This is a genomic window from Desulfurococcus amylolyticus Z-533 (assembly GCF_000513855.1).
In the GTDB taxonomy this organism is placed as follows: domain Archaea; phylum Thermoproteota; class Thermoprotei_A; order Sulfolobales; family Desulfurococcaceae; genus Desulfurococcus; species Desulfurococcus amylolyticus.
The window spans coordinates 1123259-1148144 of record NZ_KI911318.1 but is presented as its reverse complement, the minus strand read 5'-3'; the positions used below and the strand labels follow the sequence as shown (position 1 = coordinate 1148144).

Annotated in this window: 22 protein-coding genes, 2 tRNA genes and 2 rRNA genes; 8 read left to right on the top strand and 18 right to left on the bottom strand. The window is 49.2% G+C overall.

The window, feature by feature from the left end:
• Window positions 1–15 precede the first annotated feature (15 nt).
• The 4 genes from SPHMEL_RS06030 to SPHMEL_RS06015 all read right to left on the bottom strand — a co-directional run bounded on the left by SPHMEL_RS06030 (window position 16) and on the right by SPHMEL_RS06015 (window position 4038).
• Window positions 16–1113: a site-2 protease family protein gene (locus SPHMEL_RS06030; RefSeq protein WP_042667744.1), complete on the bottom strand. Its 1098-nt coding sequence runs from the start codon at window positions 1111–1113 to the stop codon at window positions 16–18.
• On the bottom strand, window positions 1070–1390 hold the full coding sequence (locus SPHMEL_RS06025) for a DNA-directed RNA polymerase subunit K (protein ID WP_042667743.1): 321 nt from the start codon (window positions 1388–1390) through the stop codon (window positions 1070–1072). The genes SPHMEL_RS06030 and SPHMEL_RS06025 overlap by 44 nt, the downstream gene beginning before the upstream one ends.
• Before the next feature lie 267 nt (window positions 1391–1657).
• On the bottom strand, window positions 1658–3307 hold the full coding sequence (thsA, locus tag SPHMEL_RS06020; RefSeq protein ID WP_042667742.1) for a thermosome subunit alpha: 1650 nt from the start codon (window positions 3305–3307) through the stop codon (window positions 1658–1660).
• Between the two features lie 269 nt (window positions 3308–3576).
• Entirely contained in the window at window positions 3577–4038 is a 462-nt protein-coding gene (locus SPHMEL_RS06015; RefSeq protein ID WP_157857613.1) for a hypothetical protein, read from the bottom strand.
• Between the two features lie 100 nt (window positions 4039–4138).
• Here SPHMEL_RS06015 and SPHMEL_RS06005 point away from each other — a divergent pair, with 100 nt between their 5' ends.
• A complete protein-coding gene (locus SPHMEL_RS06005) occupies window positions 4139–4489 on the top strand; it encodes a thioredoxin domain-containing protein (protein ID WP_012608697.1) in 351 nt (116 codons plus the stop codon).
• 13 nt (window positions 4490–4502) lie between these two features.
• Here SPHMEL_RS06005 and SPHMEL_RS06000 read toward each other — a convergent pair whose 3' ends face one another.
• Genes SPHMEL_RS06000 through SPHMEL_RS05980 form a run of 5 tightly spaced genes read right to left on the bottom strand, consistent with a single transcriptional unit; the run spans window position 4503 to window position 8715 of the window.
• Window positions 4503–5342 (bottom strand): hypothetical protein, encoded by an 840-nt coding sequence (locus SPHMEL_RS06000; RefSeq protein WP_042667740.1) that lies wholly within the window; start codon window positions 5340–5342, stop codon window positions 4503–4505.
• 13 nt (window positions 5343–5355) lie between these two features.
• A complete protein-coding gene (locus SPHMEL_RS05995) occupies window positions 5356–5679 on the bottom strand; it encodes a hypothetical protein (RefSeq protein ID WP_232216786.1) in 324 nt (107 codons plus the stop codon).
• Window positions 5680–5733: 54 nt separating this feature from the next.
• Window positions 5734–6660 (bottom strand): metallophosphoesterase family protein, encoded by a 927-nt coding sequence (locus SPHMEL_RS05990; protein ID WP_042667738.1) that lies wholly within the window; start codon window positions 6658–6660, stop codon window positions 5734–5736.
• 52 nt (window positions 6661–6712) lie between these two features.
• Window positions 6713–7846 carry an ATP-NAD kinase family protein gene (locus SPHMEL_RS05985; protein ID WP_042667737.1) on the bottom strand — a complete coding sequence of 378 codons (1134 nt, stop codon included), beginning with the start codon at window positions 7844–7846 and terminating at the stop codon, window positions 6713–6715.
• A 29-nt stretch (window positions 7847–7875) separates the two neighbouring features.
• Window positions 7876–8715 (bottom strand): class II glutamine amidotransferase, encoded by an 840-nt coding sequence (locus SPHMEL_RS05980; protein WP_042667736.1) that lies wholly within the window; start codon window positions 8713–8715, stop codon window positions 7876–7878.
• A gap of 128 nt (window positions 8716–8843) precedes the next feature.
• On the opposite strand from SPHMEL_RS05980, the gene SPHMEL_RS05975 reads away from it, so the two are divergent.
• The 3 genes from SPHMEL_RS05975 (at window position 8844) to SPHMEL_RS05965 (ending at window position 9486) form a co-directional block, all read left to right on the top strand.
• A tRNA-Val gene (locus SPHMEL_RS05975) sits at window positions 8844–8918 on the top strand.
• A gap of 209 nt (window positions 8919–9127) precedes the next feature.
• Window positions 9128–9227, top strand: a tRNA-His gene (locus tag SPHMEL_RS05970).
• A gap of 31 nt (window positions 9228–9258) precedes the next feature.
• Window positions 9259–9486 (top strand): hypothetical protein, encoded by a 228-nt coding sequence (locus SPHMEL_RS05965; protein ID WP_156915449.1) that lies wholly within the window; start codon window positions 9259–9261, stop codon window positions 9484–9486.
• A 358-nt stretch (window positions 9487–9844) separates the two neighbouring features.
• Here SPHMEL_RS05965 and SPHMEL_RS05960 read toward each other — a convergent pair whose 3' ends face one another.
• From SPHMEL_RS05960 to SPHMEL_RS05920, 9 genes are read right to left on the bottom strand one after another with little or no spacing between them, the layout of a single operon-like run.
• Window positions 9845–10228 carry an NADH-quinone oxidoreductase subunit B family protein gene (locus SPHMEL_RS05960; protein ID WP_232216785.1) on the bottom strand — a complete coding sequence of 128 codons (384 nt, stop codon included), beginning with the start codon at window positions 10226–10228 and terminating at the stop codon, window positions 9845–9847.
• Window positions 10221–10736, bottom strand: a complete 516-nt coding sequence (locus SPHMEL_RS05955; RefSeq protein ID WP_042667735.1) for a 4Fe-4S dicluster domain-containing protein — start codon at window positions 10734–10736, stop codon at window positions 10221–10223. The genes SPHMEL_RS05960 and SPHMEL_RS05955 overlap by 8 nt, the downstream gene beginning before the upstream one ends.
• Window positions 10733–12370: an NADH-quinone oxidoreductase subunit D-related protein gene (locus tag SPHMEL_RS05950; protein ID WP_012608688.1), complete on the bottom strand. Its 1638-nt coding sequence runs from the start codon at window positions 12368–12370 to the stop codon at window positions 10733–10735. Before SPHMEL_RS05950 ends, SPHMEL_RS05955 begins: the two co-directional genes overlap by 4 nt.
• A complete protein-coding gene (locus SPHMEL_RS05945; RefSeq protein WP_042667734.1) occupies window positions 12370–13245 on the bottom strand; it encodes an NADH-quinone oxidoreductase subunit H in 876 nt (291 codons plus the stop codon). The genes SPHMEL_RS05950 and SPHMEL_RS05945 overlap by 1 nt, the downstream gene beginning before the upstream one ends.
• Before the next feature lie 6 nt (window positions 13246–13251).
• Window positions 13252–13533: a hypothetical protein gene (locus SPHMEL_RS05940; RefSeq protein ID WP_042667733.1), complete on the bottom strand. Its 282-nt coding sequence runs from the start codon at window positions 13531–13533 to the stop codon at window positions 13252–13254.
• On the bottom strand, window positions 13530–15038 hold the full coding sequence (locus tag SPHMEL_RS05935) for a proton-conducting transporter transmembrane domain-containing protein (RefSeq protein WP_042667971.1): 1509 nt from the start codon (window positions 15036–15038) through the stop codon (window positions 13530–13532). The genes SPHMEL_RS05940 and SPHMEL_RS05935 overlap by 4 nt, the downstream gene beginning before the upstream one ends.
• Before the next feature lie 2 nt (window positions 15039–15040).
• On the bottom strand, window positions 15041–16558 hold the full coding sequence (locus tag SPHMEL_RS05930; RefSeq protein WP_042667732.1) for a complex I subunit 5 family protein: 1518 nt from the start codon (window positions 16556–16558) through the stop codon (window positions 15041–15043).
• Between the two features lie 10 nt (window positions 16559–16568).
• On the bottom strand, window positions 16569–17060 hold the full coding sequence (locus SPHMEL_RS05925; RefSeq protein WP_042667731.1) for a 4Fe-4S dicluster domain-containing protein: 492 nt from the start codon (window positions 17058–17060) through the stop codon (window positions 16569–16571).
• 5 nt (window positions 17061–17065) lie between these two features.
• Complete coding sequence (locus SPHMEL_RS05920) at window positions 17066–18157, bottom strand: FAD-dependent oxidoreductase (protein ID WP_042667730.1); 1092 nt, start codon at window positions 18155–18157, stop codon at window positions 17066–17068.
• 160 nt (window positions 18158–18317) lie between these two features.
• Here SPHMEL_RS05920 and SPHMEL_RS05915 point away from each other — a divergent pair, with 160 nt between their 5' ends.
• The 4 genes from SPHMEL_RS05915 to SPHMEL_RS05900 all read left to right on the top strand — a co-directional run bounded on the left by SPHMEL_RS05915 (window position 18318) and on the right by SPHMEL_RS05900 (window position 24828).
• Entirely contained in the window at window positions 18318–19049 is a 732-nt protein-coding gene (locus tag SPHMEL_RS05915; protein WP_232216784.1) for a phosphoglycolate phosphatase, read from the top strand.
• A complete protein-coding gene (locus SPHMEL_RS05910; RefSeq protein ID WP_232216783.1) occupies window positions 19042–19689 on the top strand; it encodes an HAD family hydrolase in 648 nt (215 codons plus the stop codon). Before SPHMEL_RS05915 ends, SPHMEL_RS05910 begins: the two co-directional genes overlap by 8 nt.
• A gap of 347 nt (window positions 19690–20036) precedes the next feature.
• A 16S ribosomal RNA gene (locus SPHMEL_RS05905) occupies window positions 20037–21532 on the top strand.
• A 199-nt stretch (window positions 21533–21731) separates the two neighbouring features.
• Window positions 21732–24828, top strand: a 23S ribosomal RNA gene (locus SPHMEL_RS05900).
• The 16S and 23S rRNA genes sit together here, the layout of an rRNA operon.
• Window positions 24829–24886: the final 58 nt, after the last annotated feature.

Sequence of the window (24886 nt, the reverse complement as noted above, 5' to 3'; positions counted from 1 at the left end):
CTTATACAGGCATTGTTAGGCCGGTAGAGGCATGGTTAGGATCAGTAGCATTACATATAATATCAGGCATAGAGGGCACTTTGAGTCATCATACTGGTTGGCCCAGCCTGGATGCTGTCCCCTGGCTACAAACATGTATATCAATATCATTACGATCCCGAGGCCTAGGTAGAACATGTAGGCCTCGTTGCCTTGGAGAAGCAGCAGTACACTGATCATGAATATTGATAATATGGTTGCCAGCCCAATCCTTGTATGATGCTCTCCACTGGTAAAGGATCTTACAACATGGCCACCATCTAACTGTCCTATTGGAAGTAGATTCAGGAATGTGATGAGGTACATTACGTATGCTATAAAGAGTAGTGGATGCATGATCACAACCATATCACTACTGCTCCGCATCATGAGTAATACTTGGAGAAGCATACTTGAGATAGGCGTATAAGATAGCCCGCCGCTCTCAACCATTTCAATAGCTTTGCTAACCGGGATAACTGGTGATAAGTATAGCCCTATGAGTCCAACTATTGTCGCCGCGATGAACCCCATTAGGGGCCCTGAGATACCTAGTTTAGCGAGGTCTCTTCTAGACGGTGGAAGCATCTTCATAAATATCACTGCACCAAATGTTCCAAGGAATCCTAGCTGTATCGGAGGGGCTGGAATAAGTATGGGGCCCTCTATTTTGAAACCTGATTTCCTGCTGACATATATGTGTCCAAATTCATGGATCAATAATACCACGATGAATAAGGAAGTGTATATTATAGTGTTGAATAATAACTCAGGTAAGGCAATAATACGTCTCTCCAGGCTTAGAAAGGACTCGGATAACCCGTAGCCGGTTAACCCGATCATTATGATCGAGAGAATGGTTAAAGCCAGCTTATACCTGGTGGAACTGGTTTCAACCTTGATCAGCCTAACCACTGGCTGAACTGCCCTTATCTGTATTAGCTGGATGTTATTATCGGAGAGATACTTGTATAAATCAGCAAACACCTCTCTACTCAGGGGCTTATCAAGCACGATATCCAATATTTGCTTCCCATGTATAGTGTACTCCCTATACTCTACGGCTGATACTCCAGCTCTCGAGAACCGTCTCAAGACTTCTTCTAATACTTGGGGTGAGTAGTTTTCCGACTGGAACCAGTTCTTCCCGTCCATTATTCATCCTCCTTATAGACATCGGTAACAAGCCGGTTATTAACTCATTCACAGCGATGTAAACCGGGTCTTTAACCGGTAGATTAGAGACATCTATTATTGGGGGCGCCCCCATTGAGAGCTGTAAGGCTCTAGCTCCAACAACTCTAGCTATCTCAAACCTTGTGAGCCTCTTTGAGAAAACCTCCTCATAAATCCTGGTTACCTCGGAACTCATCCAACCACCTCTTGTTAAACAACTAACTAAGCCAGAAATATTATGTAGGTAGGATAGGACTAATAAAATTATCAGATCGATACATTAGGAATATCCTCCCAGTCCTGAAGTGCAAGGTTTTCAGTCGTAGTGGTTTCCTAGTTGATGTGATGCCTGGATAATGTTTACATTACTGAGCAATATTTAATCAATAACTAATGATAGTTGATTTTAAACCAGGTTATTTCTTATGGTTAAGGAAGTGTACAAAATAAATTTTTAGGTTACCTAATCAAAACTCGGCATCTTTGATTCTTCGCCTTCCTTCTTGCCCTCTTTTTCTTTCTTAACAGGGCTAGCAGCAATGACATCGTCTATCTTCAGTATCGTCACGGCAGCCTCGGCTGCAGTCTTTATCATGGATTCCTTAACTAGTAGAGGCTCGATGATGTTGTTGGTAATAATGTCTTCAATGATTTCGCCAGTTACAGCATTTATACCCGCATACTTCTTACCCTCGCTATGTAATTGTCTTAGCTTCATCAATATGTCGAGTGGCTCCTTACCACTTGTTTCGGTAAGTATTAATGGTATCTCCTCAAGCGCTGAAGCAAATGCTTCTATAGCTAATTGCTCCTTACCACCTATTTTGCTAGCGTATTCCCTGAGCTTCATGGCCAACTCTATCTCTACAGCACCGCCACCTGGCACTATTTTCGGTGTCCTCATGATGTTTCTCAACACGTTTAAAGCATCCTTGAGGCTCCTTTCTATCTCATCCATTACCATGTCGCTTGCTCCACGTACCAGTATTGTTACGGCCTTGGGGTTCTTGCATCCCTCTATGAATACCATTTTATCGTTACCTATCCTTCTCTCCTCTACTAGTGCAGCGTATCCGAGGTCCTCGGGCTTCAGGTCTCTCACGCTACTCACTATTCTGCCGCCTGTAGCCCTCTCGAGTTTCTCGAGGTCGCTCCTCTTAGCCCTCCTTACAGCCAGTATCCCCTTCTTAGCTAGGAAGTGCTGGGCAACCTCATCAATGCCTTTCTGACATACAACCACGTTAGCGCCGACACTAGCTATCTTGTCAACCATCTCCTTCAGCATCTCAGCCTCTTTATCGAGGAAGGCTTTTATTAGCTCGGGACTGGTGATATTGATCTTAGCTGTTATTTCTGGTTTCTCTATCTCTAATGCAGCATCGAGCAGAGCTATCTTAGCGTTCTCAACTCTCCTAGGCATGCCCGGGTGGACAACCTCCTTATCCAACACGATGCCGTAAACCAGCTGAGTATCCAGGACGTTTCCACCCTTCTTTTTCTCTATCTTTACATCATCGACTCTGAAATCATATGTTCCATCAGGCTTGGGCTCGGCTACTGCTAGGGCCGCATCTATAGCTATCTCAGCTATCTTCTTCGATATAATGTCTCCACCAATGTACTTGCTTGAGATAGTGGTGTTAACTATTCTCCTAAGCATATCTTTATCTCTCGGGTTTACTTTAACACTGATCTCGTCCAGTAGCCTTAAAGCCTCCTTCATGGCCTTGGTGTAGCCCTCTATTATTATGCTTGGATGGATGTTTTGATCGAGAAGCTCCTCAGCCTTGGCTAGAAGTGTCCCCGCGAGCACTACAGCGCTTGTTGTACCGTCACCTACCTCAGCATCCTGGGCCTTAGCGACCTCCACGAGTAGTTTTGCAGCTGGGTGCTGGACCTCCATCTCCTTAACTATTGTGGCACCATCGTTTGTAACAGTGACATCCCCGAAGCTGTCTACAAGCATTTTATCCAGTCCCCTGGGGCCTAGACTGGTTCTCAATACCTCTGCAAGGGCTCTTGCAGCAGCTATGTTCGCTCTTAGAGCATCTCTACCAACGGTTCTACGTGTTCCCTCCTTCAATACCAATACAGGTACGCCATATAGCGCCATAACTCTCCACCTACATCATGGTAGAATCCAGTGGTATTTCATGAAAGGACTTCTATATAAACTTTTCTATCATAACTATTTTAATCGATCTCATTGAACCCTGCCGCAACATAATAAAATATAATACCCATGGGAAACAATACGAATAATTTTGAGAGTATGAGATTACACGGATCGGAGGGGGTTCAGGTCTCATATAGGTTTATATAAGCTTGTTTCATCCCTTCATCCCTGTTCCCCTGCATCCCTCTTGGGTTTATCCCTAGGCATCAACAGCTTAGCCTTGCATCATAGCCGTTATGGAGTTTCAGTATAAGGGTTCTACTCTCTAGATCCAGTTTGTAATCGTACCTGTCTATCCTAGCGGTTAACTTCCTTAGAATAGGTTTCTTACTATTCCTCTTCCTAGCAGATTTAACAATTGCTCTAGCATAGCTGTATACATGCTTAGCGTGGTGGGCTCTAAAACCATATACCCTAAGCTCCTTGTAGAACATCTTGTGTAGTGTTTTCATTGATGGTATTGTATCTAGACTCCAAATCCTATTTACAACAATCTGTGTTGCATCACGGAATAGCTTCAGGAATTCTATTATCTTCTCATCGCTGCCCTCGGAACATGTTGTTAAATGCAGTGTTATCAAGTATAGGGGACTACTACGCGTTATACCAGATAAGCAGAGAAAATAGAGATAAAGTAAAGGAGCTCCACGGTAAAAAAGTATACGCAATAATTATACCAGAGGAACAGAGCATCAAACAATATAAACCAACATCAACAACTATAAAACATATAAAAACAAAAACAATTCATGAGGGCAGTAAGCCAGGATGTATGAACTACGTTCAAGAGAAGAGCTTACCCGTGCCATAATCGGGAATGAAGTCGTATTCATAGAGTATTACATTCCAAACAATAGGGACTCAGAAAACCTGACGGCAGCTGTAAAAAGCCTTGAGGAAGATGGTGATTCAAGGATACTCTTTTGCAGAATAAACATGACCGAGTATCCGGAGCTCGTGGAGACACCTAGGGGGATTCCCTACGTGGAGGTCTATTACATGGGTAAAAGAGTCTTTGAACACTATGGGAGTCTAAGCACGGCGGACTTGAATCTACAGGTTCTGAGAAGAGGATTGAGGCAAGTGTTTAGAGAATTAAACATTAGCCTACGTATCTAGCCGGGTATTCAACCTATATTCTTACATCCCTGCTGTTTATTTCCTCAATAATTGAGTTGATCTCGGCACGGGTTAACCTAATAGGGTAGAGAACCCTGCCTCTAGCCTCAGGGCTCTTCGGGGCATATACTCTCAGCGAGTCGACCAGGATGAAGCCTAACTGTAATACTTCACGTAGCTCCGCCACACTGGCTGTCTTTAAGTATGCGTTGAATTTATCGCTGAAGCCTATACTATCTCTAATATACTTTTCCGAGACGGTGGCTCCGCAGACTACGCAAGAATACTCTGGCGAGATACCATTAAAACCACACCTCGGGCACTTCAACATTTCTTTAGGGCCATACTTATTCCATAGGCTCTGAAGCGTTATGATTAACTCTGGTTTATTATATTCCACCGCTAACTTGTAGAGCCTAGATACATCCTTAATCACTGCTCTACCACCATTAGCTATAAGGAATTCAAGTGTAAGTGGTCCAGGTTTCTCGATTGACTCAAGGATTTTCCCAGCTATATACTCGTTAACCAGTTCCCTGTTACGCTGAATCCTCTTCAATACTGAATCAGGACTGGGTCTGCTCGAGTAACCGGAGACAACTGCTTCAACTACCTCCCTCACCACGGACTTAGCTATTTTCTCATCGATATCCAGCTCACTTAAGCCTAGGTAGATATATGCTTGATCAAGTACTTCGTCAACTATTTTACCGGTGTCAAAGGAGCTTTTAGCCTTCTTGGGTCTAGAACGGTTTCCACCGTCAACGACTGTTTTCGCAGGAGTTGATTCCCCTTTATCTTTTCTCCTGCTGTTTTTACGCTGACCACCTTTGCCTCTAGGTATATCAAACACCCCTCCGGGTAAACTATGCTTTGTCAGATATTGCTGTATAGCCTTCTACTTCCTCCCTTAATTCAAGTGTCTTACCTATTAGGTAGCTTAGTATTAATTTAGCATATCCCCTCTTCTCGCGTAGTTTATAGAGGTAGCTTTCGATCTCAGCTGGAGTAGCCTTCCCCTTGAAGACTATGCGCGAGATCTCGTTTGCTATCCTCACTAGTAATTCCTCGTACTCCACATATTGATCTACTTTATCACTATAGTATTTCTCTATGAGTTCATCGATAATGTCGCCAACTACTCTCTCAATTATCTCAGCCATTTCATCGCTACTGTTCCTTCTAGCCACTATATTCACCCACGTCATCACGAGAGACTAATTGATTAACGTGTATTAAATACTTTAATAACGACCTGGCTGTACGGGTTCTATAAGAATCCTCTCGAGATGGCCCCTCCCCTCTGTCTCTGAGTAGACTAGTACACCGGCGTATCTAAGCTCGTAGACAAGTGGTGCGGAGAACACTGTGATGACGCGCCCATTATGTGCCTCCCTATAGCCGTCAACATACTCATGGCTCCGGATTATAACTCCGTCTCCAATTAAGCTAAGTGCTTTCTCCGTGAATCTTGAACCATAGAGGTATCCAGCACCACGGGGCGATGGAATCACGTCTATACCTAGCTCCACTGGATCGCTCCAGAGTACTGATTCTATTGTCTCAGCTGAGAAAGCCTGTGAGCCTATCTCGAACGCGTCCTCGATTGCAGTGCTTCTGATACACCTTAATGGTGGACCCCCATGTACAGCGATAAAACCTCTTCTCCTGTAAGCAATGAGTGGCAGCTTCGAGAATAATTTAAGGAATAACCTGTATAGTGTATGCCCCTCTCCACCGAAGTATTTGATGAGGATATCTGGGAAATCATGGGGATAGGGCTTCAGGAACTCGGGTGGCTCATGATTACCCCTCAGTAATACTACTTTATCCGGGTAGAGCTTCTTCAGTAATAGAAGAAGTGTTATAGACTCTACCTGTAGATATCCTCTATCAATATAATCGCCTAGAAAGACCGCGACACCATTATCAATTATTCTTGGAAACACGTTCTCTAACACCGCGATGAGAGAGTAGAAATCGCCATGTATATCACCAACGAAGGATATACTGGGGGCTTCTAGGAACTCTACTACACCAGGTCTATGTACTTTAAACACGCTTCCATCTATTTCCAGGATAGTTGTGGAAGTATTAATTAGATCGGCCAGCTTCCCTGGGTCACGGGAAATCGATAAGGCCTCTTCAATTAAGTCCCTTAGGCCGGACATTTCAACCACTATTATGAATATTAGCTATAAAGATTAATTTAATTATCCTGGATCAATGAGTGTAGGATGTAACCCTTATCACACGGTATCTACCATAGTCGATGAGAACCCTGTAGTAACCCTCGAGCATTTTATCTACGGCTGGATCACCTGTATCCACGTATAGCTCTCTAAGCTCTCGTATCTTGGATTCTGTGGCGACAATAATTATGTTATCTCTATCTATTAATGAAAGCACCTTAGGAGATAATTGTTGATTACCCCTCCCGAAAATAAAGCCCTGCCCCCCGATAGGGGTGACTACTAGTTTAACACCGCTATAATTCTTCAAGACGTCTAGTAATTGATTCTCCCAGGCATCCTTCACAAGTATTCTGCCGCCTAGAATGACATCTACGCCTAACAGCGTGCAGGTTAAACCCAGTTTTACACATATAGCCTTAACAGTGGAGCCAGGTCCCAGGATATACGGGGTATAGGGATCCATGATTTCTACTATGTATTCAGCTATTGATTCCTTATTTAACTCCTCATCAATCCCACTATAAATGCTTTTACCAGCCTGTATAAGCCCTGGGTATACAGGTGTCTTCAAGTACCCGTAGGCCCGGATAGCTATCTTGTCCTGTCTGAAAGCCTCTTCATCTATATCGAGAACCTCGCGTTCAACGATGATTGTTTCCCCATTGATGAATTTAGCGAGTAGGTCGGCTGCAGCATACGGGTTTAAAGCAAATATGCTACTATACATCTTCACACCGCTCGGTACAGCTATAACAGGTAGCTCCATACCTATGGCAGTATAGATATCTCGTGCTGTTCCATCACCGCCTACGAATACAAGTATATCAACAAGGCCCTTCATTTTCCTGGCTATTAGAATAGTATCCTCCCTCGTGGTCTCCCTGTTACCCACTCCATTAATAACCCTAGCCAGTTTACCTGCATGTATGCTCTTGGAGACCTCTTCCTCACCCATAAGGCCTGGAGCCGTGTATATCTCGAAGCATTCATTACGTAATGCGTTAAGGAACTCTATGGCTCTCTGAGGCGAAACGGGTTGTGCACCTCTCTCCAGCGCTATCTTGTATGCTTCTCCATCAGTTCCCTTTAACCCTACTCTGCCACCCATTCCCGCGATAGGGTTAACTATGAATCCCACTTTCACAATCTTGCTGCATGTCATTAATAATCACGCATAAAGTTTTCACTAGCTTAAAGCTTCGTGATCAACGATATCTCCTTCCCTCTTATACTGTATAAGCCGGGCTCGAGCAACCATGTTTTAAATTGCTCGGACACTTTGCTTGGTAGATATTCTTTAATGGTTATAGAGCCCGCTATAACGGCTTCATCAGACGTATATGCCACTATCTTATAGTAATCCAGGAGAGCCTGTGATGGATTTCCGGCAACTTTGTGGGATATATAGAGGGATGGATTCCTCGAGGTTAATGCGAGTAAGCCGGTGTTATACCCTGAGTTTTCTGGTATATACTTTAACCCCTTAACATACGCGTCTCTAACGCATTCATCAAGATCGTCATTGATGCTTAAGCAATCCCCTATATTACCCATGATGTAGTAGCCCAGTAACTCGGAGTCAACTCTTATCCAGGGGTAAACCCCTAGTTCTCTGGCGAGCTCCTCCTTCTTAGCTCCACCATTATGCGCGAACCATAAGGCGCCATTCTCCATGAGCCTTATGAATGGATGAGTGTACTCAAGCCCGTAGGGCTCGTTTCTAGAGGACTTACGTGAGTGTATTAGTAGATATACTTCTTTATACCTTTGTATCCTCTTATTGATTAAATCCAGGACTCGCAGGCTATTCTCGAAATATATTGGCTCGATCATTCTATGATAGATTACACTGGGGTTATCCCCGTAGCCAACCACGGCTATACCCCATCCATCATCATGGGCACTGTACCTGTTGCCGCTCACCCTTTCTAGATAGGGGTCACGTCTACTGCTCTCGACAAACGCATTTAAGACTTCACCGGCCAACTCTATTTTTTCACCAGTGAACCTGGCTGCTAGGAGTCTACACATCTTGAAGCCACCATTTATATACTCAATAGCACGTAGAGTATAAAATATATTGTCCCACTATAGAGTCGACGTTGATTAAGGCGGCTAAACCATTTATAAAACCCAGCATAATTATTATCCAGTATAGAGGGCCCGTCGTCTAGCTTGGTTAGGACGCCGCCCTCACACGGCGGAGGCCCGGGGTTCAAGTCCCCGCGGGCCCACTAACCTACTCCACCAGTCTTCCTGTTTAAAGAAGGATGTAACTGTGGCCTAACATACTTCTAGTTGACTCCGAGTTACTGGTCCTGCCTACAAGTTTGGGCTTTCTGAGTAAACATTAAAAACCTAGTATCAGCTTTATCAATCTACTTGAGGGCCCGAGCATAGAGCCTGGGAGGCCATGATGAACTGGGGCCACAACTCGAACGTGGCCCGGGTAGCTCAGCCTGGATAGAGCGCCGGGCTGTGGACCCCTCGAGATGAGGAGGGTGGAAACCCGGAGGTCCCGGGTTCAAATCCCGGCCCGGGCCCTTTCCAATAGCCTTAAAATAGGTGTCCCTCGTGGAGTCAGGTAAACCAAGGGAGATATACATACCGATCCATGCATTGCCAACGTGTAATAATTTAACGGATCTATGCCCTAATATAGAGTTAATTAATTTTGAAAAGGATGGAGAGAAATATTGTGTGGCTTACTGTAAAGTACTTGAGAGATATCTAACTAGGTCTACTGTTAGGAAATGTGAGACCCTGTGGAGATCCTGTCCCTTTGCTAGGATGAGCCCCTAGGAATAAAGGATTGTAACTTCTAGGTGGATAGGGGTTTTAAGATTACGTACTCGTTTACAACGTCTATCCCGGTTATTCTCTTAACTATTTCGGGTTCCGTGAGTATTATCTCCACGCCCTTCATTAGCTTGTTGAGGATTTCCCCGGGGAGAATGTCGGCTGCCTCCTCAATGCTTAGTTCCTTGATTCTCCTGCATGATGATATATCTCCCGTGAAGTGCCGGGGGAATAATGTTTCATGATGTATGTATTTACATATATATGCGGCAAGCTTACTCGGCGTACTTTATCTCCCCCTTCACCTTCTTTGATACAAGTCCCTTTATCAACGCGATAGCATATAGGAGGGCTTCAGGCCTTATAGGGCATCCTGGCACATAGTATATCCCGTCGACCTGTATACCCTTTTCATCCAGGATTTTTTCAGGCTCCTCACGCCTCCGATGGTTGAATACGTGTCATGCCATATACCGCCTCCAACACCGCAGGATCCTAGTGCCACTATTATTCTTGGGCGCGGTGCAGCCTCTATAGCGTTTATTACTTTAGGGAGCGTTTCAATAGTTATTGGCCCTGTTAACAATATCACGTCAGCGTGCCTCGGGGACCCTACTAGTTTAACACCGAATCTCTCTGCATCATGGAACGGGGTCAAGGCGTCGAGTATTTCTATATCGCAGGCATTACAACTACCTGTGTTTAAATGGAATACCCATATACTCTTTTTTAAGAGACTATTCAAAGCCGCCCCTCCTCCTTGATAATGCCTTAATGAAGTTTCTTTTCCTGCAATCAGGGCATTTATCCAGGTATTCCTCACTTAAGGACGCGTGTTCCGCTACATAGCGTATTATTTTCTCTGTTGCATAGGTATTGCCGCATGATGCACATACTTTCCTTGAGTGTACTACGTGCGTGTAGAGGTCTGAAATATCATCTGTAGCCAGCTCGAACTCCCGGGTCCCCTTGATTGCGCCTGTAGGACATACGTCTATGCATCTCCAGCAGAATATGCATCTCCCGATGAAATATCTTAGCACTAGTTTCTCCTTATCCTCTATTAACTGTAACGCGTTTGGTGGGCATGCATTAACGCATGCACCGCATCCAATGCATTTGGAGGCATTTATCTCTATTTTACCCCTGAAGTCCGGTGTTACAAGTGGTTCTTCAAACGGATACTTCCTTGTTACTCTTCCTGCTTCACTAGCTATTACTACTAGTTTAACTGGTTTAAGGAGTTTACTCATAGTGGAACACCCCTGTTAAAACTAATTCTCTCCACTCTTCCATTCTCTCTTATAACCATGATTCTATCAGTACATGAGAAGCATGGGTCTATACTGGCTATTGTGAGCGGTGCATCAGCTAGGGATTGATCCCTCAGCATTATCCTCAGCGCTGGGATGTTATTATATGTTGGAGCCCGGACCCTCCACCTATATGGTTTCCCTTTACCTGTCAACACGTAGTGTATATCTCCTCCCCTAGGGGCCTCAACCACCTGGACCCCTATCCTTCCCTCAGGTATCTCATACTTATCAAGCATTATGGGACCCCTGGGTATGGCGTCTAGTAGTTGTATTATTATCGACATTGACTCCTTCACCTCGTCAACTCTAACTAGTGCCCTAGCCATGTTGTCTCCCTCGGTGTAAACCGGGACCTTGAATGATGCATGCTTGTAGGCTGCGTATGGTAAATCCCTCCTGGCATCCCTGTCTACACCTGAAGCCCTTGCAACAGGGCCTTCGACTCCTAGCTTTACGGCCCACTCCTTTGGTAGTACTCCTGTACCTGTCAACCTCTTCTTGACTTGTGGGACGCTTATCGCGACATCTATTATCTTACTGAACTCTTTCTCCAACTCGTTGAGTACTTCAATGGTCTTCTTTCTCTTCTCCTCATTTATGTCTCTCCGTACCCCACCAACCATGTTTATACCATATGTTTTCCTACTCCCGGTTAATGCTTCAGCCAGCTCCATTACCTTTTCCCTTATACGCCACATATGCATGAAGCCGGCATCATATCCAAGGGTGTGGAATGCGACGCCGAGCCATAGTAGGTGGCTGTGCAGCCTCTCAACTTCGAGGACTATGCTTCTAATGAATTGCGCTCTCTCCGGTACATCTAGTTTAGCAGCTTTTTCAACTGCCAAGGCGTAACATGTACTGTGCTCGAAGCCACATATACCGCATATCCTCTCTGCTAGAAAGTTTACCTGTTGATACGTCATTCTGGATTCAGCTAGTTTCTCTATTCCACGATGTACATGGAATCCTCTGTATTTAACGTCTAAGATCCGCTCTCCTTCAACATACAGCTCGAAGTACTCTGGCTCGTGGAGAGCCGGGTGATAGGGTCCTATAGGCACTGGTACCCCGGTTTCCCCAGCCTGCTCTATTTTCTCCGATACCGCATGGAGGTTTAGCCTTTGATCATATGAGAACTCCTTCCTTAATGGGTATACTCCATCGGGCCAGTATGGTGGTAGAACAAGTCTCTCTCTTCTCCTCCCCTCGAATTGTATCCCTAGTAAATCCATTGCTTCCAGCTCACACCAGTCCGCGGCTGGTACCTCGCCAACTATGCTGGGTGCAACCGGGTTATCTCCCTCAAGGTATGTTTTCACTAATACATATAGCCTCGATGAGTCATCCGTGAATATATGTGTCAGCGTGAAGAAGCCGTTTAACGGCCTCTCATCTATTGCGACGCACGTCCTATGTGTTAGTCTGTATTCATTGAACAATGTGGAGGCAGCCTTAACCAGGTTTTCACGGGGTATGTATAAGTGTACCATGTCTCCTTCCACGAGATGCTTGCCGCCTAGTTTCCCAGCTAGCTGGATGTATCTATCTAGAAGCGTCTGGGAATGCATTATTTAATCACCAATAACCCTGTTATAGATATCGTTAACAGGACAATATATACCCTAAATAAGGTGCCTGGAGCAAGATCTATACGGCTCCTCCCAAGCATCACACTGGTTATAGAGTACAGTATCCATATGAAGGGGATAGATACGTTCACCAGGATGAATCTTATCAAGGGGTTCAACGGCATCAACGTAAACACTACTACCGCTGCAAGCATGGATGAAACATATCGCTTCAAGTATATCGAGTACAGGTATAAAGCGAGGACTCTACCACTTAACTCTATAAGTACACCGGATGCGAGCTCTACCTCGGCCTCAGCGATGTCGAATGGTGCCCTACCAGATAGAACATAGGTTGCTGTGGTAACCAATATTATGAGTGGCATAGCGATCACCCAGCCCATAATGCTGGATGGGTGTTGGGAGACTGTGTAGTAGTAGAACAAGGCGAGCCCAGCCACTAGGGAGAACTCGTTCACAAGCGCTAACATGACTTCCCTCATACCTCCGATCTGTGAGTAAGGATTCGAGACTAGGAGCGGCATGGATATGTTTGCGGTCTGTGCCACAGTTACTAATGCTATGGCCACCGGCATTAACAATGAGGTGTTTATCCCTAGTACTGCTATATTTAATACTAGTATCACTGCGAACTCTAGGATTATCGAGAGTACTGTGGTGTAGAATACTAGTGGATACGATGGGAACTCCACAGGCTCCTTAGATAATAGTTTACCTAGGTCCAGCAGTGATTGATGAAGTGGTGGGCCCACCCTACTCTGTAGTATGGCCTTTGTTTTCCGCTCGATGCCATCATATAATACTGGTAATAGGATTGCGAGAGCTACAGCTGTTAAGGCAAGTAATTGCTCCACGGCCCATCACCCAAGTAATATGGTCACAATAACTAGGAGTATTGCTATAAAGCCGAACCATAGTGATGCTAGTAACATAGACTCTATCATGGTGAACTGGAGCTTGTTGAGCCTCCTAGATAAGACGTCGGTGAGGTGAGAGATGTATGGGAAAACCACGTCACCGATATTCGTGAGACTCGATATCAACGTTGGGAGTGTGCCCTTATGTGTTGATTTAAGCTTCTCCATGGTCTTCTCAGCTATTTCTTCAAACCATCTTACTATGCTAGCCCTTATGTAGCTCATTGCTCAACACCTGAGAGCCAGTATTTTGGTTCACCTGTCTTATATATGGGCTTCCTAAACAGTATCCATGTATACATGAGTAGGGAGATTGCTTCTAGTAACAGTAGTGTAATAGCTAGGTAGCCGGGCATGTACTCCATGGATAATGCTATGTATATGATGGGGAGAATGAGCGTGATGAACGCGATATAGTACTCGGAGAATAACTCCTCTTCCATGACTTTTACAGGGGGTTTTACGACTTTTCTGTAGCCCCCTATATAGCATCCAATTATCTTAATACTGTAGAGTATCGAGAACACGGCTACTACAATGATAATTATGCTTGTAAGTAATGGTATAATCCCTAGTGACGGTATGAGCAGTATAATTGTTATTAGAAGCATTAGCTTCATCATGAAGCCGTAAGAGGGCGGTATTCCGGCGAAGTTCATGAATATATTAAAGGCTGGAATGATTAAAGACCGGTATAACTGTCCAAGGTATCCTAGTTTATAAATGTCATAGGTGTTAGCTAATTGATCCATTAACGCGGCATTCATGAATGCATGGGCCTTGACTACTCCATGGTATATTATATAGAAGTATAAAAGATATGATATAAGGGGGTCTCCATAGAGTATTGAAAACGAGTATAGTATGGCTATTACTCCGGCATGCCCTAGCGAGCTATATGCCAGTAGTCTTCTAATATCTTTCTGAAGTGTCGCGGCGAAGCTCCCGTATAAAGCCGTTATCGCTCCCTGTACTAATATGATGTAATTCATGTACCCGGGATATGTGAATATCATCGAGGCTAGAAGCAACCCGAAGACGCCCATCTTTATTATTAATCCGCTCAGTATTGCTGAACCGTGTTTAGGTGCCTCTGGATGTACTATGGGTAGCCATATGTGTAGTGGGAATAACCCTAGTTTTGTAGTGTACCCGATCAATATCAATGTTGCCACCAATGGGTGTATACTGATCTTGTGTAGTGCTAGCGTTGAAAAACTCGTTGTCAGCGACGCCTCTAAACCATAGTTCTGTGCTATTGTTGCCCACATTGTTAGAACAGCCATGTCGGCTGGTATAGTGCTTAACACTATATAGTATATCGCTATCCCATAGTTTTCAGCCCCCTTATCCATTAGAATCACTAGTATCAGTAGCAGGTCTAGTAGTAGCAGCCCAATGACAAATTCCCCGAGTAATCTGGCGTTGAACACTGTGAGCACTGTTACAAGCACGGTATTTAATAGTGATTGCTGATATGATACTTTTCCATAAATTACCCTATAGTACCCCTCCGAGTGCAGGGTTACAGCCACTGATACGAGTGTTGCAAGCACTACGAAGTATTTCTGAAAGTCAAGTAACCCAGCTGGGTTGAATAATGTATCGATTAATGGGAGAGCGAAACCTATTACTCTGAGCACCCTGCTAAGCCTGGTCAGGCTATCACTTGTCGCTGATCCTGTTAACACGAGTATGTATGATGCCGAGGTGATTATACCGTGAATCATACTCAATGCTTAACACCCCTCTCTCTTGCCGCTGTGAGGTACATGAGTACCGTAGCGAGAAGCATCAGGGGTGACACCATTGAAAACAGGAGGATTAAATCCGCTAATTCTTTAAGTAATGGTATCAATACTATTGGTAGGTAGACATTTGATAAGCCGAGGACGAGTACGGGTATCTGGGCTACTCTAGGTATCTCACTGGGTTCCTCTGGGAAGGGTGGGTGCGGCGTGCTAAAGTATATCGTCATGTATTTCACGGCTAGGTATGCTGATATCGCCATATATGTTATGAATCCCACCAGTATCAGTAATCTAGCCGGGTCTAATGCCTGGGATATGATATAGTATACTGAGAGCGCTTTAACCGTGAAACCTATTGTACCTGGTGCACCCATTAATGTGAGCACGGCCAGGAGTCCCCCCATCGATGACAGGGGCAGTGTTTTCGAGAGTCCTCTTATACCATGTATATACCTGGTCCTGTAAGATGCCTCGATCAACCCCATTTCACTAAACAGCGTTACCTTATATGCTGCATGCATTAGTATCGAGAGCCCGAGCAGGTTTTCCATGCCGTTGGAGGGGTTGAGAACATATAGTGCGAAAACCATGCTTATATAGCCGTTTGTCGCTATGGTTGCATATGCGAGTATTTTCTTACCATCCCTCTGGGCAGATACCTGTATCCATCCATAGATAACTGACATGAATCCTAGGATGGCTAAGACCATGGCTAGCTCCATGCTATAGCTCGATAAGTCGACTAGTTTAAGCACCCTGTATAACCCGTAGAAGCCCAGCGGAGTCATTAAACCACTCAGTATCGCTGAGGCCGGTGAAGGTGCTGCTGAATGCGCCCCGGGTAGCCAGAAGTGTAGCGGGATATTTGCTGTTTTAGCTATGAATCCAACGATTAATAGTGGAATAAAGTATATGCTTGCCTCACTGTGAGACGGTATAGTTTTAAACGGCTTAATCAGGAACCCTATGTCCACGGAGGCCATGGTTGCCATTACCGATAATATTGAGACCAGTATCACTGTGAAAACGGAGATCTCGAATGTAAGTGTTGATGTAAGCAGGTATCCTCTCGAGGATCTCAGTGAGCCCTCTATGGAGTGTGCCTCTCCCTCAACGATGAGGTACCATCCAATAATCTCTGCGGCTGACCACATTGCTGCCAGCGATATAAGGTTTGGCGAGCCATAGGTCGCAGCTACAAGGATTACGAATAAGTCTATTACGGTATCGAATCTCCCATGGTATTCCTCTAGCTTGAAATAATATGTTGAATATATGCCTATAATATATCCTAGAACCAGTGTTGTGTAGGCTAGTAGTGTGGGGAAATCATCTATTAAACCACTATTGTACTCGAGATATATGGCTAAACCGGTTAAACCATATGGGATCAGTTTTATGAGAAACCTGGGTAAAGGATTTAAATATGGTCTACTTATGAATATGAGTATTACAAGTGAGAAAAGATAGAGCAGTATACTAGTGGCTAGCGTGTTCACATAGCTTCACCTACAGTGTCTCGAACCTTGCCCTCGCCATTGCTTCAGCTACCTTCTTCTTCGCCTTATCGAATACCAATGCTTCCTCCCCGTATATTATTGCCCCGGCTGGACATATAGAGCTACAGCCTGGCTCCAATCCTTTCCTCCTTTGATCCATGCAGAGGTCGCACTTAGTTGATACCCTTAGTGATTTATCGAGCTCTGGGATGCCGAATGGGCATGCATATAGGCATGCCATGCACCCGATGCACTTGCTTGCTACAACGTACACGGCTCCCTCACTATCCCTGGTCATCGCGCCTGTTGGGCAGACATCTATACATGGAGCTTTAGCGCAGTGCATGCATGAAACGGGTATCTCAATGCCTAGTTCCGTCCTATATACCTTTATATACGGGTGCCCATCATGTATGAAATCGCATGCGGCCTCGCATGCGCCGCATCCTATGCATGTCCCTAGGTCTATTATCCTGTAGTATCTACCCGGGTTCGAACTCATATAGGTCACCTCGCTATTGAAGCAACTAGTTTAGCCTCTATCCAGTTGTGCATGTATTTGGCTGTGTATAGGCCGTTCTTTATTGCTCGGCCCACCTTCGAGGGGCCTGTTACCACGTCTCCAGCCGCGAATACTTTTGGATTACCTGTCTGCATTATATTATTCACTACTATTGATCCATCCTTATTTAGCCTTATCCCTAGCTTATTCATGTAGTCCTCGGACTGGGGTAATGGGGGTGTCGGCGACTCGCCCGTGGCGAATATTACTCTATCTGCCTCGATGATGATCTCCGAGCCTGGTACGGGGATTGGCTGGGGGCGCCCTGTTTCATCCGGGGGTCCGAGCTGCATTCTCTGTAACTTTATGGCTTTCACCGCGTTGCCTTCACTAATTATCTCTACTGGTGAAACCAGCTCCATGAATTCTACCCCCAGCCTCTTCACCCTCTCTACCTCGAATATGCCTGCGGGAGCCTCCTTTATTGTTCTCCTGTATACAAGGTAGGCTTCGGCGCCTTCTTTTGCTGCCTGTTCTGCAGCGTCTATGGCACTGTATCCGCCTCCTATAACTACTACTTTCTTACCTGCCGAAGGCTTTGAATTAACTAGTCCTAGTTCGTAGAGTCTGAATTTATACACGTATTCTAAGGCGCTTTCAACGCCTTTAGCGTTAGCCCCCTGGATCCTCGGTATCTTCGATCTCCATGTCCCCGTTGATAATAGCACTAGATCGTAGTTGCTTATCAACTCCTCTAGGCTGGTCTTCTTCTCGACTAGCTCGTCTCCCTCCTCGTGAGGCATCTCTACTGAGGCGTATACTTTGGTTCTAGTGATGAATCTAACCCCCAGCCTCTTCTCTAGGTCTTTCATGCCCTCTAAGACCCTGTTCCTCGGTATTCTCCAGGGTGGTATAGCGAATATCATTAATCCGCCTGGGTAAGGCTGCTTGTCATATACATCAATGCTGTGTCCCCGGCATGCCAGGTATCCAGTTGCCGCTAGCCCGGCTGGTCCAGCACCTACTATGGCTATCCTTATTCCTGTATCGCTCTGCTTCTCCCTGCACATGAAGGCGAAGTTTATGTAATCAATCATGTTTACACCTCTATGATATATTCAAGTATATAGAGTCTTTAAAATTTATTCAAAACATATATATAGGTACTTATTTCCCACGATATTCTCACCACGCTTAAAACCATGCTAATAAATTTATCATGATTTAGTTGCGATGCATAGTAAATGGGTGATCAGGGTGAGGATAGTATTCACCGATATCGATGGTACTTTAACCATTAATAGGAGGAGTTATATGCTGGCCTTGAAGGCTGTGGAGGCCTTGCGCTTACTCGTTGACAAGGGCGTGATCGTGTCCCTTGTCTCAAGCAATGCATTACCAATCGTGGTGGGGCTCTCTAGATACATTGGGTTAAATGGCCCTGTCGTGGGTGAGTCAGGTGCATTAGTCTACAGTGATGAATGGGGTATTGTGGAGCTGACTAATATGAGTGCCCGGGATGTCTACCTCGACCTGCTTGAGAAGTATGGTGAATACGTTGAGGATTCCTGGCAGAACAGGTTCAGGCTCTACGAGTACGCTTTGAAGATGCGTGGGAAATACCTGGATAGGGCTGGCGAGATAGTTAATGAGATGAAGAGGTATGTTGAGTCAAGGCATGAAGGCTACACCCTCGAGTACAGTGGGTACGCTATACACGTACACGCTAAGGGTGTTGGGAAAGGTGTTGCAGTCAAGTATATCCTGGATAAGCTTGGCATCAGTAGTAGTGAAGCCCTGGGTATAGGTGACAGTGCGATGGATGTAGACTTCATCAAGTTCCTCGGCTACAGGGCTGCGGTCGGCGGCTCTGATGAGGAGTTACTCAAGTACTGTAATATTGTTGCAGAGTCTCCAAGCGGCTTTGGTTTAGCCGAGATTATTTCACGTGTTTTAAACGGGATGGGTGATGAAGATTCCAGTGAGTAGTCTTTTAAACAGTGTCAGACTAATCCTCTTCGACCTGGATGGCACGCTTGTAGATAGCGAGGACTTCATTGTCTGGAGCTTTACCGAGGCAGCACGTCTCACTGGTCTACGCGTCGATCCGTCCATAATCAGGGAGTTGATAGGCTACCCCCTCGAATACCTCCTCAACGAGATACTGGGTGGGGTCAGTGAGGAGAAGGCGAGGGAGTTCATTGAGGTTAGGAGGAGGCTTGTCTGGGAGAACTGGAGTAAACACGTTAAATTATTCCCGGACGTGGTGCCGGTACTAGAATACCTGTCTTCAAAGGGTTATGTACTTGGAGTAGCTTCCTCAAGCATAGTGGAGAGAATAAATGCTTTCCTCAACCACCTCGGTGTATCAAGGTACTTTAACGTGGTTTCTGGAGTGACACCAGGTGTTAGGGGAAAGCCTGAGCCAGACGTGATATTAAATGCGTTGAGGATGACTGGTATGCATCCAGGTGAAACACTATATATCGGTGATAGAGTAGTCGACTGCATAGCTGCCAGGCAGGCCGGGGTCGGGGTAGTGATTGTTAACAGAAGGGGAACAGGGCTATCCACCAGTGGATGCAGCCCGGATGCAGTGGTTCAGAGCCTCATAGAGCTCATCGAATAAAACAATTAATACCCTTATGAAACATAGAGATACATGGCCCGCGGCACTGCCCGGCGGCGGCATCGCTTTGACGCCGAGCATAGCCCGGTGAATGATAAGCCGGTCTCCTGCCGCGGGCACACCATAGTGGGTCTGGAACCAGTCAATGGCCATGTAAATGATCATGAGGCATAAAATATATAAACCCTTATCAACAAGAATAAGATTCCGGACGCTTACAAGAAAACCCAATGGGGATTCAAGCAATCCGGAGGGCGCTTACCCTCCGGAAGCTTGAATCCGACGAGAAGGTGGATGCTGTCCAACCAGGTAATCCAGAAACCTCGGCCTCGCCCCAAGCGGCCGTAACTCCGGTTGATCCTGCCGGTCCCGACCGCTATCGGGGTGGGGCTAAGCCATGGGAGTCGTACGCCCCGCCGCTGCGGGGCGTGGCGGACGGCTGAGTAACACGTGGCTAACCTACCCTCGGGAGGGGGATAACACCGGGAAACTGGTGCTAATCCCCCATAGAGGAGGGGGCCTGGAAGGGTCCCTCCTCGAAAAGGTGTGGCGGGGGTTAACGCTGCCGCACCGCCCGAGGATGGGGCTACGGCCCATTAGGTAGTTGGCGGGGTAACGGCCCGCCAAGCCGATAATGGGTAGGGGCCGTGAGAGCGGGAGCCCCCAGATGGGCACTGAGACAAGGGCCCAGGCCCTACGGGGCGCACCAGGCGCGAAACCTCCGCAATGCGGGAAACCGTGACGGGGCCACCCCGAGTGCCCCCTTACGGGGGCTTTTCCCCGCTGTAGGAAGGCGGGGGAATAAGCGGGGGGCAAGTCTGGTGTCAGCCGCCGCGGTAATACCAGCCCCGCGAGTGGTCGGGACGATTATTGGGCCTAAAGCGCCCGTAGCCGGCTCGACAAGTCTCCTCCTAAATCCTCGGGCTCAACCCGAGGATTGGAGGAGATACTGTCGAGCTAGGGGGTGGGAGAGGCCGAGGGTACTCCCGGGGTAGGGGCGAAATCCTATAATCCCGGGAGGACCACCAGTGGCGAAGGCGCTCGGCTGGAACACGCCCGACGGTGAGGGGCGAAAGCCGGGGGAGCGAACCGGATTAGATACCCGGGTAGTCCCGGCTGTAAACGATGCGGGCTAGGTGTTGGGTGGGCCTAGAGCCCACCCAGTGCCGCAGGGAAGCCGTTAAGCCCGCCGCCTGGGGAGTACGGCCGCAAGGCTGAAACTCAAAGGAATTGGCGGGGGAGCACCACAAGGGGTGGAGCCTGCGGTTCAATTGGAGTCAACGCCGGGAATCTCACCGGGGGAGACAGCAGGATGACGGTCAGGTTAAAGGCCTTGCCTGACGCGCTGAGAGGAGGTGCATGGCCGTCGCCAGCTCGTGCTGTGAAGTGTCCGGTTAAGTCCGGAAACGAGTGAGACCCCCACCCCTAGTTGCGACCCGGGGCTACGGCTCCGGGGCACACTAGGGGGACTGCCGCCGTTTAAGGCGGAGGAAGGAGGGGGCCACGGCAGGTCAGCATGCCCCGAATCTCCCGGGCTACACGCGGGCTACAATGGCGGGGACAATGGGATCCGACCCCGAAAGGGGGAGGCAATCCCTCAAACCCCGCCGTAGTTGGGATCGAGGGCTGCAACTCGCCCTCGTGAACGAGGAATCCCTAGTAACCGCGTGTCAACATCGCGCGGTGAATACGTCCCTGCTCCTTGCACACACCGCCCGTCGCTCCACCCGAGGGGAGGGGGAGTGAGGCCTGGCCCTCCGGGTCGGGTCGAACTCCCCCTCCCTGAGGGGGGAGAAGTCGTAACAAGGTAGCCGTACCGGAAGGTGCGGCTGGATCACCTCCTGCCACTGAGGCCGGGGTGGGGCCGGGGCTGGAATACACCTGGTTGGGCAGCATCCGCCTTCTCACCCAGATGCAACACGGGGGTATTCCCCGTGTGAAGGCGTGAACCCCCTGTTAAACTCAGCGGGGTTATGAGCGCTACAGGTACGCCCATAGGCAGGGGTACTAATCGAATCTATGAGACCCCGCCTCTCGTCCCTTGGGCACGGCGAGGACGCCGCCCGGTGGATGGCTCGGCTCGGGCGCCGAGGAAGGCCGTGGCAAGCTGCGATAAGCCCGGGGTAGGCGCAGGCAGCCGTTGAACCCGGGATCGCCGAATGGGACCTCCCGCCGCGGGCTCTAAGCCCGTGGCACCCGGGAAACCCGCGAGGGGAGTACCGGGTGGGAACCCCCCGAACGGAAACATCTTAGTAGGGGGAGGAAAAGAAACCAAACGGGATCCCCTGAGTAGGGGCGACCGAAAGGGGGAGAGCCCAGACCAAATCCCTACGGGATAACCGTGGGGAGATGTGGGGTTACTGGCTCCACGGCTGGGGTTCGACCCCAGCGGGCCGACCCACTGTAGCCGAAGTGACCTGGAAAGGTCCGCCGTAGAGGGTGATAGCCCCGTAGGCTAAACAGTGGGGGCCCGTGCCGTGGAGCAGAGTACCACGGCTTGGTTTTGCCGTGGGAAGTCGGGGGTCACCGACCTCCAAGGCTAAATACGTCCCGAGACCGATAGCGAACTAAGTACCGTGAGGGAAAGCTGAAAAGCACCCCGCAAGGGGGGTGAAAAGAGCCTGAAACCGGGCGGCTACATACGGCACGGCCCTGAAGGAGTGAAGCCCGCCGAAGGAAACCGGGGCGACCCGGGAGTACAAGGCGGGTGGACCAGGGTCGTGCCGTCCGTCTTGAAACACGGGCCGGGGAGTCCACGGCAGTGGCGAGCCTAAGGGGGTCAAAGCCCCGTAGGCGTAGGGAAACCGACAAGCCCGCAGCCGCCTCAAGGCGGCGAGGGGCGGGGTCCCAAAGGGCCCGGAGTCACTGCCGTGGGACCAGAAACCGGGCGATCTAGGCGGGGGCAGGGTGAAGCCGGGGGAAACCCCGGTGGAGGCCCGAAAGGGTTCTGACGTGCAATTCGTTCCCATGACCCCCGTCTAGGGGCAAAAGACCAATCTAGCCCGGTGATAGCTGGTTCCCGCCGAAGTGGGTCTCAGCCCAGCCCCGCCGGAGGTGGGCCACGGGGTAGAGCTACGGATCGGGGATGCGGAGGCCGAAAGGCCTCGGTCCCCGGTCCAACTCCGAACCTGTGGCCACCGTAGATGGCGGGAGTGGGGTTCCCCGGCGTAAGGCTGGGGGCCGCGAGGGGAACAACCCAGACCGGGGTTAAGGCCCCAAAGTGCCGGCTAAGTGCCAATGCAAAAGGGCGTCCTACGGCTTAGACAGCGGGGAGGTGGGCCTAACAGCAGCCATCCTTTAAAGAGTGCGTAACAGCTCACCCGCAGAGCCGTAGGGCCCCGAAGATTGGTCGGGGCTCAAGCCGGCCGCCGAGACCCCGGGGCACGGCTCCGCTGGAGCCGTGATCCGGTAGGCGGGCGCCGGGTCGGGGCAGAAGTCGGGCCGTGAGGTCCGATGGACCCGATCCGGGTGAAGATCCCGGCGGCAGTAACAGCGAAGAGGGGTGGGAATCCCCTCCGCCGGAAAGGGCAAGGGTTCCTCGGCAACGGTCGTCGGCCGAGGGTTAGCCGGTCCTAACCCGGGCCGTAACACGGACCCGGGGAATGGGAAACGGGTTAATATTCCCGTGCCGCAGGGGTAGGTGCGGCAACGCAAGCCCTGCCTCTGACGCCTCTGGATAGGCGGACTGGAGGCACCCGTATGGGTGCGATCCAGCTAACCGGTGAAGGCCCTGGAGTACCGTAATGGTGAGAAGGGGCCGAAGCCGGGAATGGGGCTCCGTTAGGAGCCTTCCGCCGATTCCAGGGGCCCTTGAAAAGGGGGCAGGGAACGATCCCCTGCGACCGTACCGAGAACCGACACAGGTGCCCCTGGGTTAGAAGCCCAAGGCGTGTGGGGGCTAACCCAGGCCAGGGAACTCGGCAAATTGGCCCCGTAACTTCGGGAGAAGGGGTGCCTGCGGTCTTGGGGCACACCCCTGGGACCGCAGGCCGCAGTGCCTAGGGGGGCCTGACTGTTTAATAAAAACATAGGTCCCCGCAAGCCCGAAAGGGTTTGTACGGGGGCTGAATCCTGGCCACTGGCGGTCCGTGAAACCGGGGTCCAACCCGGCGAAGCGCCGCTGAAGGCCGGGAGTAACTCTGACTCTCTTAAGGTAGCCAAATGCCTTGCCGGGTAAGTTCCGGCGCGCATGAATGGATCAACGAGGTCCCCACTGTCCTGGCCTGGGGCCCCGTGAATACACGGAGCCGGTGCATAGGCCGGCAACCCCCCGCAGGGCGATAAGTCCCCGTGGAGCTTTACCGCAGCCTGGCGCTGGCACCCGGGTTGCGGTGCGTAGCGTAGGTGGGAGCCTGTGAAGCCATGCTTCCGGGCATGGTGGAGGCGTCAATGAAACACCACCCATCGCAACCCGGGTGCCTTACTCCCGGGTTGCCGGGAGGACAACGCCAGGTGGGCGGTTCGGCTGGGGCGGCACGCCCGCGAAAAGATAACACGGGCGCCCAAAGGTCGGCTCAGGCGGGTTAGAGCTCCGCCGTAGAGTGCAAGGGCAAAAGCCGGCCTGACCGGACCCTTGAACACAAGGGGTCCGGCCGGGAAACCGTGGCCTAGCGAACGCTCGTGCCCCCCTCGGTGGGGGCCGGGCATGACAGAAAAGTTACCCCGGGGATAACAGAGTCGTCGCGGGCGAGAGCTCCCATCGACCCCGCGGTTTGCTACATCGATGTCGGCTCTTCCCATCCTGGGGGTGCAGCAGCCTCCAAGGGTGGGGCTGCCCGCCCATTAAAGGGGAACGTGAGCTGGGTTTAGACCGTCGTGAGACAGGTCGGACTCTACCCGCGGGGGGTGCGGGCCGCCTGAGGGGAAGCTACCCTCAGTACGAGAGGAACGGGGTGGCGCGGCCTCTGGTTTACCGGTTGTCCTGGCGGGCAACGCCGGGCAGCCACGCCGCAAGGGGTAACCGCTGAAAGCATCTAAGCGGGAACCCCTCCCCGAAAAGAGGCGGCCTGTCGTCACGGGGTAACCCGTGGCGGCGCGGGCTCCCGTAGAAGACGGGGTTGATGGGGCGGGGGTGTAAGCCCCAAGGGGTTTCCCGAGGGGTTCAGCCCGCCGCTCCCAAGAGCCCGAACGCCGTGGCTTCGCCCAGGGGGCGAGGCGTGTTATGCTACTGCTTGGCGGGGTCTCATAGATTCGGGTA

Excerpts from the sequence above, each read along its gene's own strand:
- SPHMEL_RS05990 (WP_042667738.1), bottom strand. The coding sequence starts at position 6,660 with ATGTCCGGCCTAAGGGACTTAATTGAAGAGGCCTTATCGATTTCCCGT.
- SPHMEL_RS05985 (WP_042667737.1), bottom strand. The coding sequence starts at position 7,846 with ATGACATGCAGCAAGATTGTGAAAGTGGGATTCATAGTTAACCCTATC.
- thsA (WP_042667742.1), bottom strand. The coding sequence starts at position 3,307 with ATGGCGCTATATGGCGTACCTGTATTGGTATTGAAGGAGGGAACACGT.
- SPHMEL_RS05935 (WP_042667971.1), bottom strand. The coding sequence starts at position 15,038 with ATGATTCACGGTATAATCACCTCGGCATCATACATACTCGTGTTAACA.
- SPHMEL_RS06025 (WP_042667743.1), bottom strand. The coding sequence starts at position 1,390 with ATGAGTTCCGAGGTAACCAGGATTTATGAGGAGGTTTTCTCAAAGAGG.
- SPHMEL_RS05955 (WP_042667735.1), bottom strand. The coding sequence starts at position 10,736 with ATGAGTAAACTCCTTAAACCAGTTAAACTAGTAGTAATAGCTAGTGAA.
- SPHMEL_RS05950 (WP_012608688.1), bottom strand. The coding sequence starts at position 12,370 with ATGCATTCCCAGACGCTTCTAGATAGATACATCCAGCTAGCTGGGAAA.
- SPHMEL_RS06005 (WP_012608697.1), top strand. The coding sequence starts at position 4,139 with ATGTATGAACTACGTTCAAGAGAAGAGCTTACCCGTGCCATAATCGGG.
- SPHMEL_RS05920 (WP_042667730.1), bottom strand. The coding sequence starts at position 18,157 with ATGATTGATTACATAAACTTCGCCTTCATGTGCAGGGAGAAGCAGAGC.
- SPHMEL_RS05940 (WP_042667733.1), bottom strand. The coding sequence starts at position 13,533 with ATGAGCTACATAAGGGCTAGCATAGTAAGATGGTTTGAAGAAATAGCT.
- SPHMEL_RS05980 (WP_042667736.1), bottom strand. The coding sequence starts at position 8,715 with ATGTGTAGACTCCTAGCAGCCAGGTTCACTGGTGAAAAAATAGAGTTG.
- SPHMEL_RS05925 (WP_042667731.1), bottom strand. The coding sequence starts at position 17,060 with ATGAGTTCGAACCCGGGTAGATACTACAGGATAATAGACCTAGGGACA.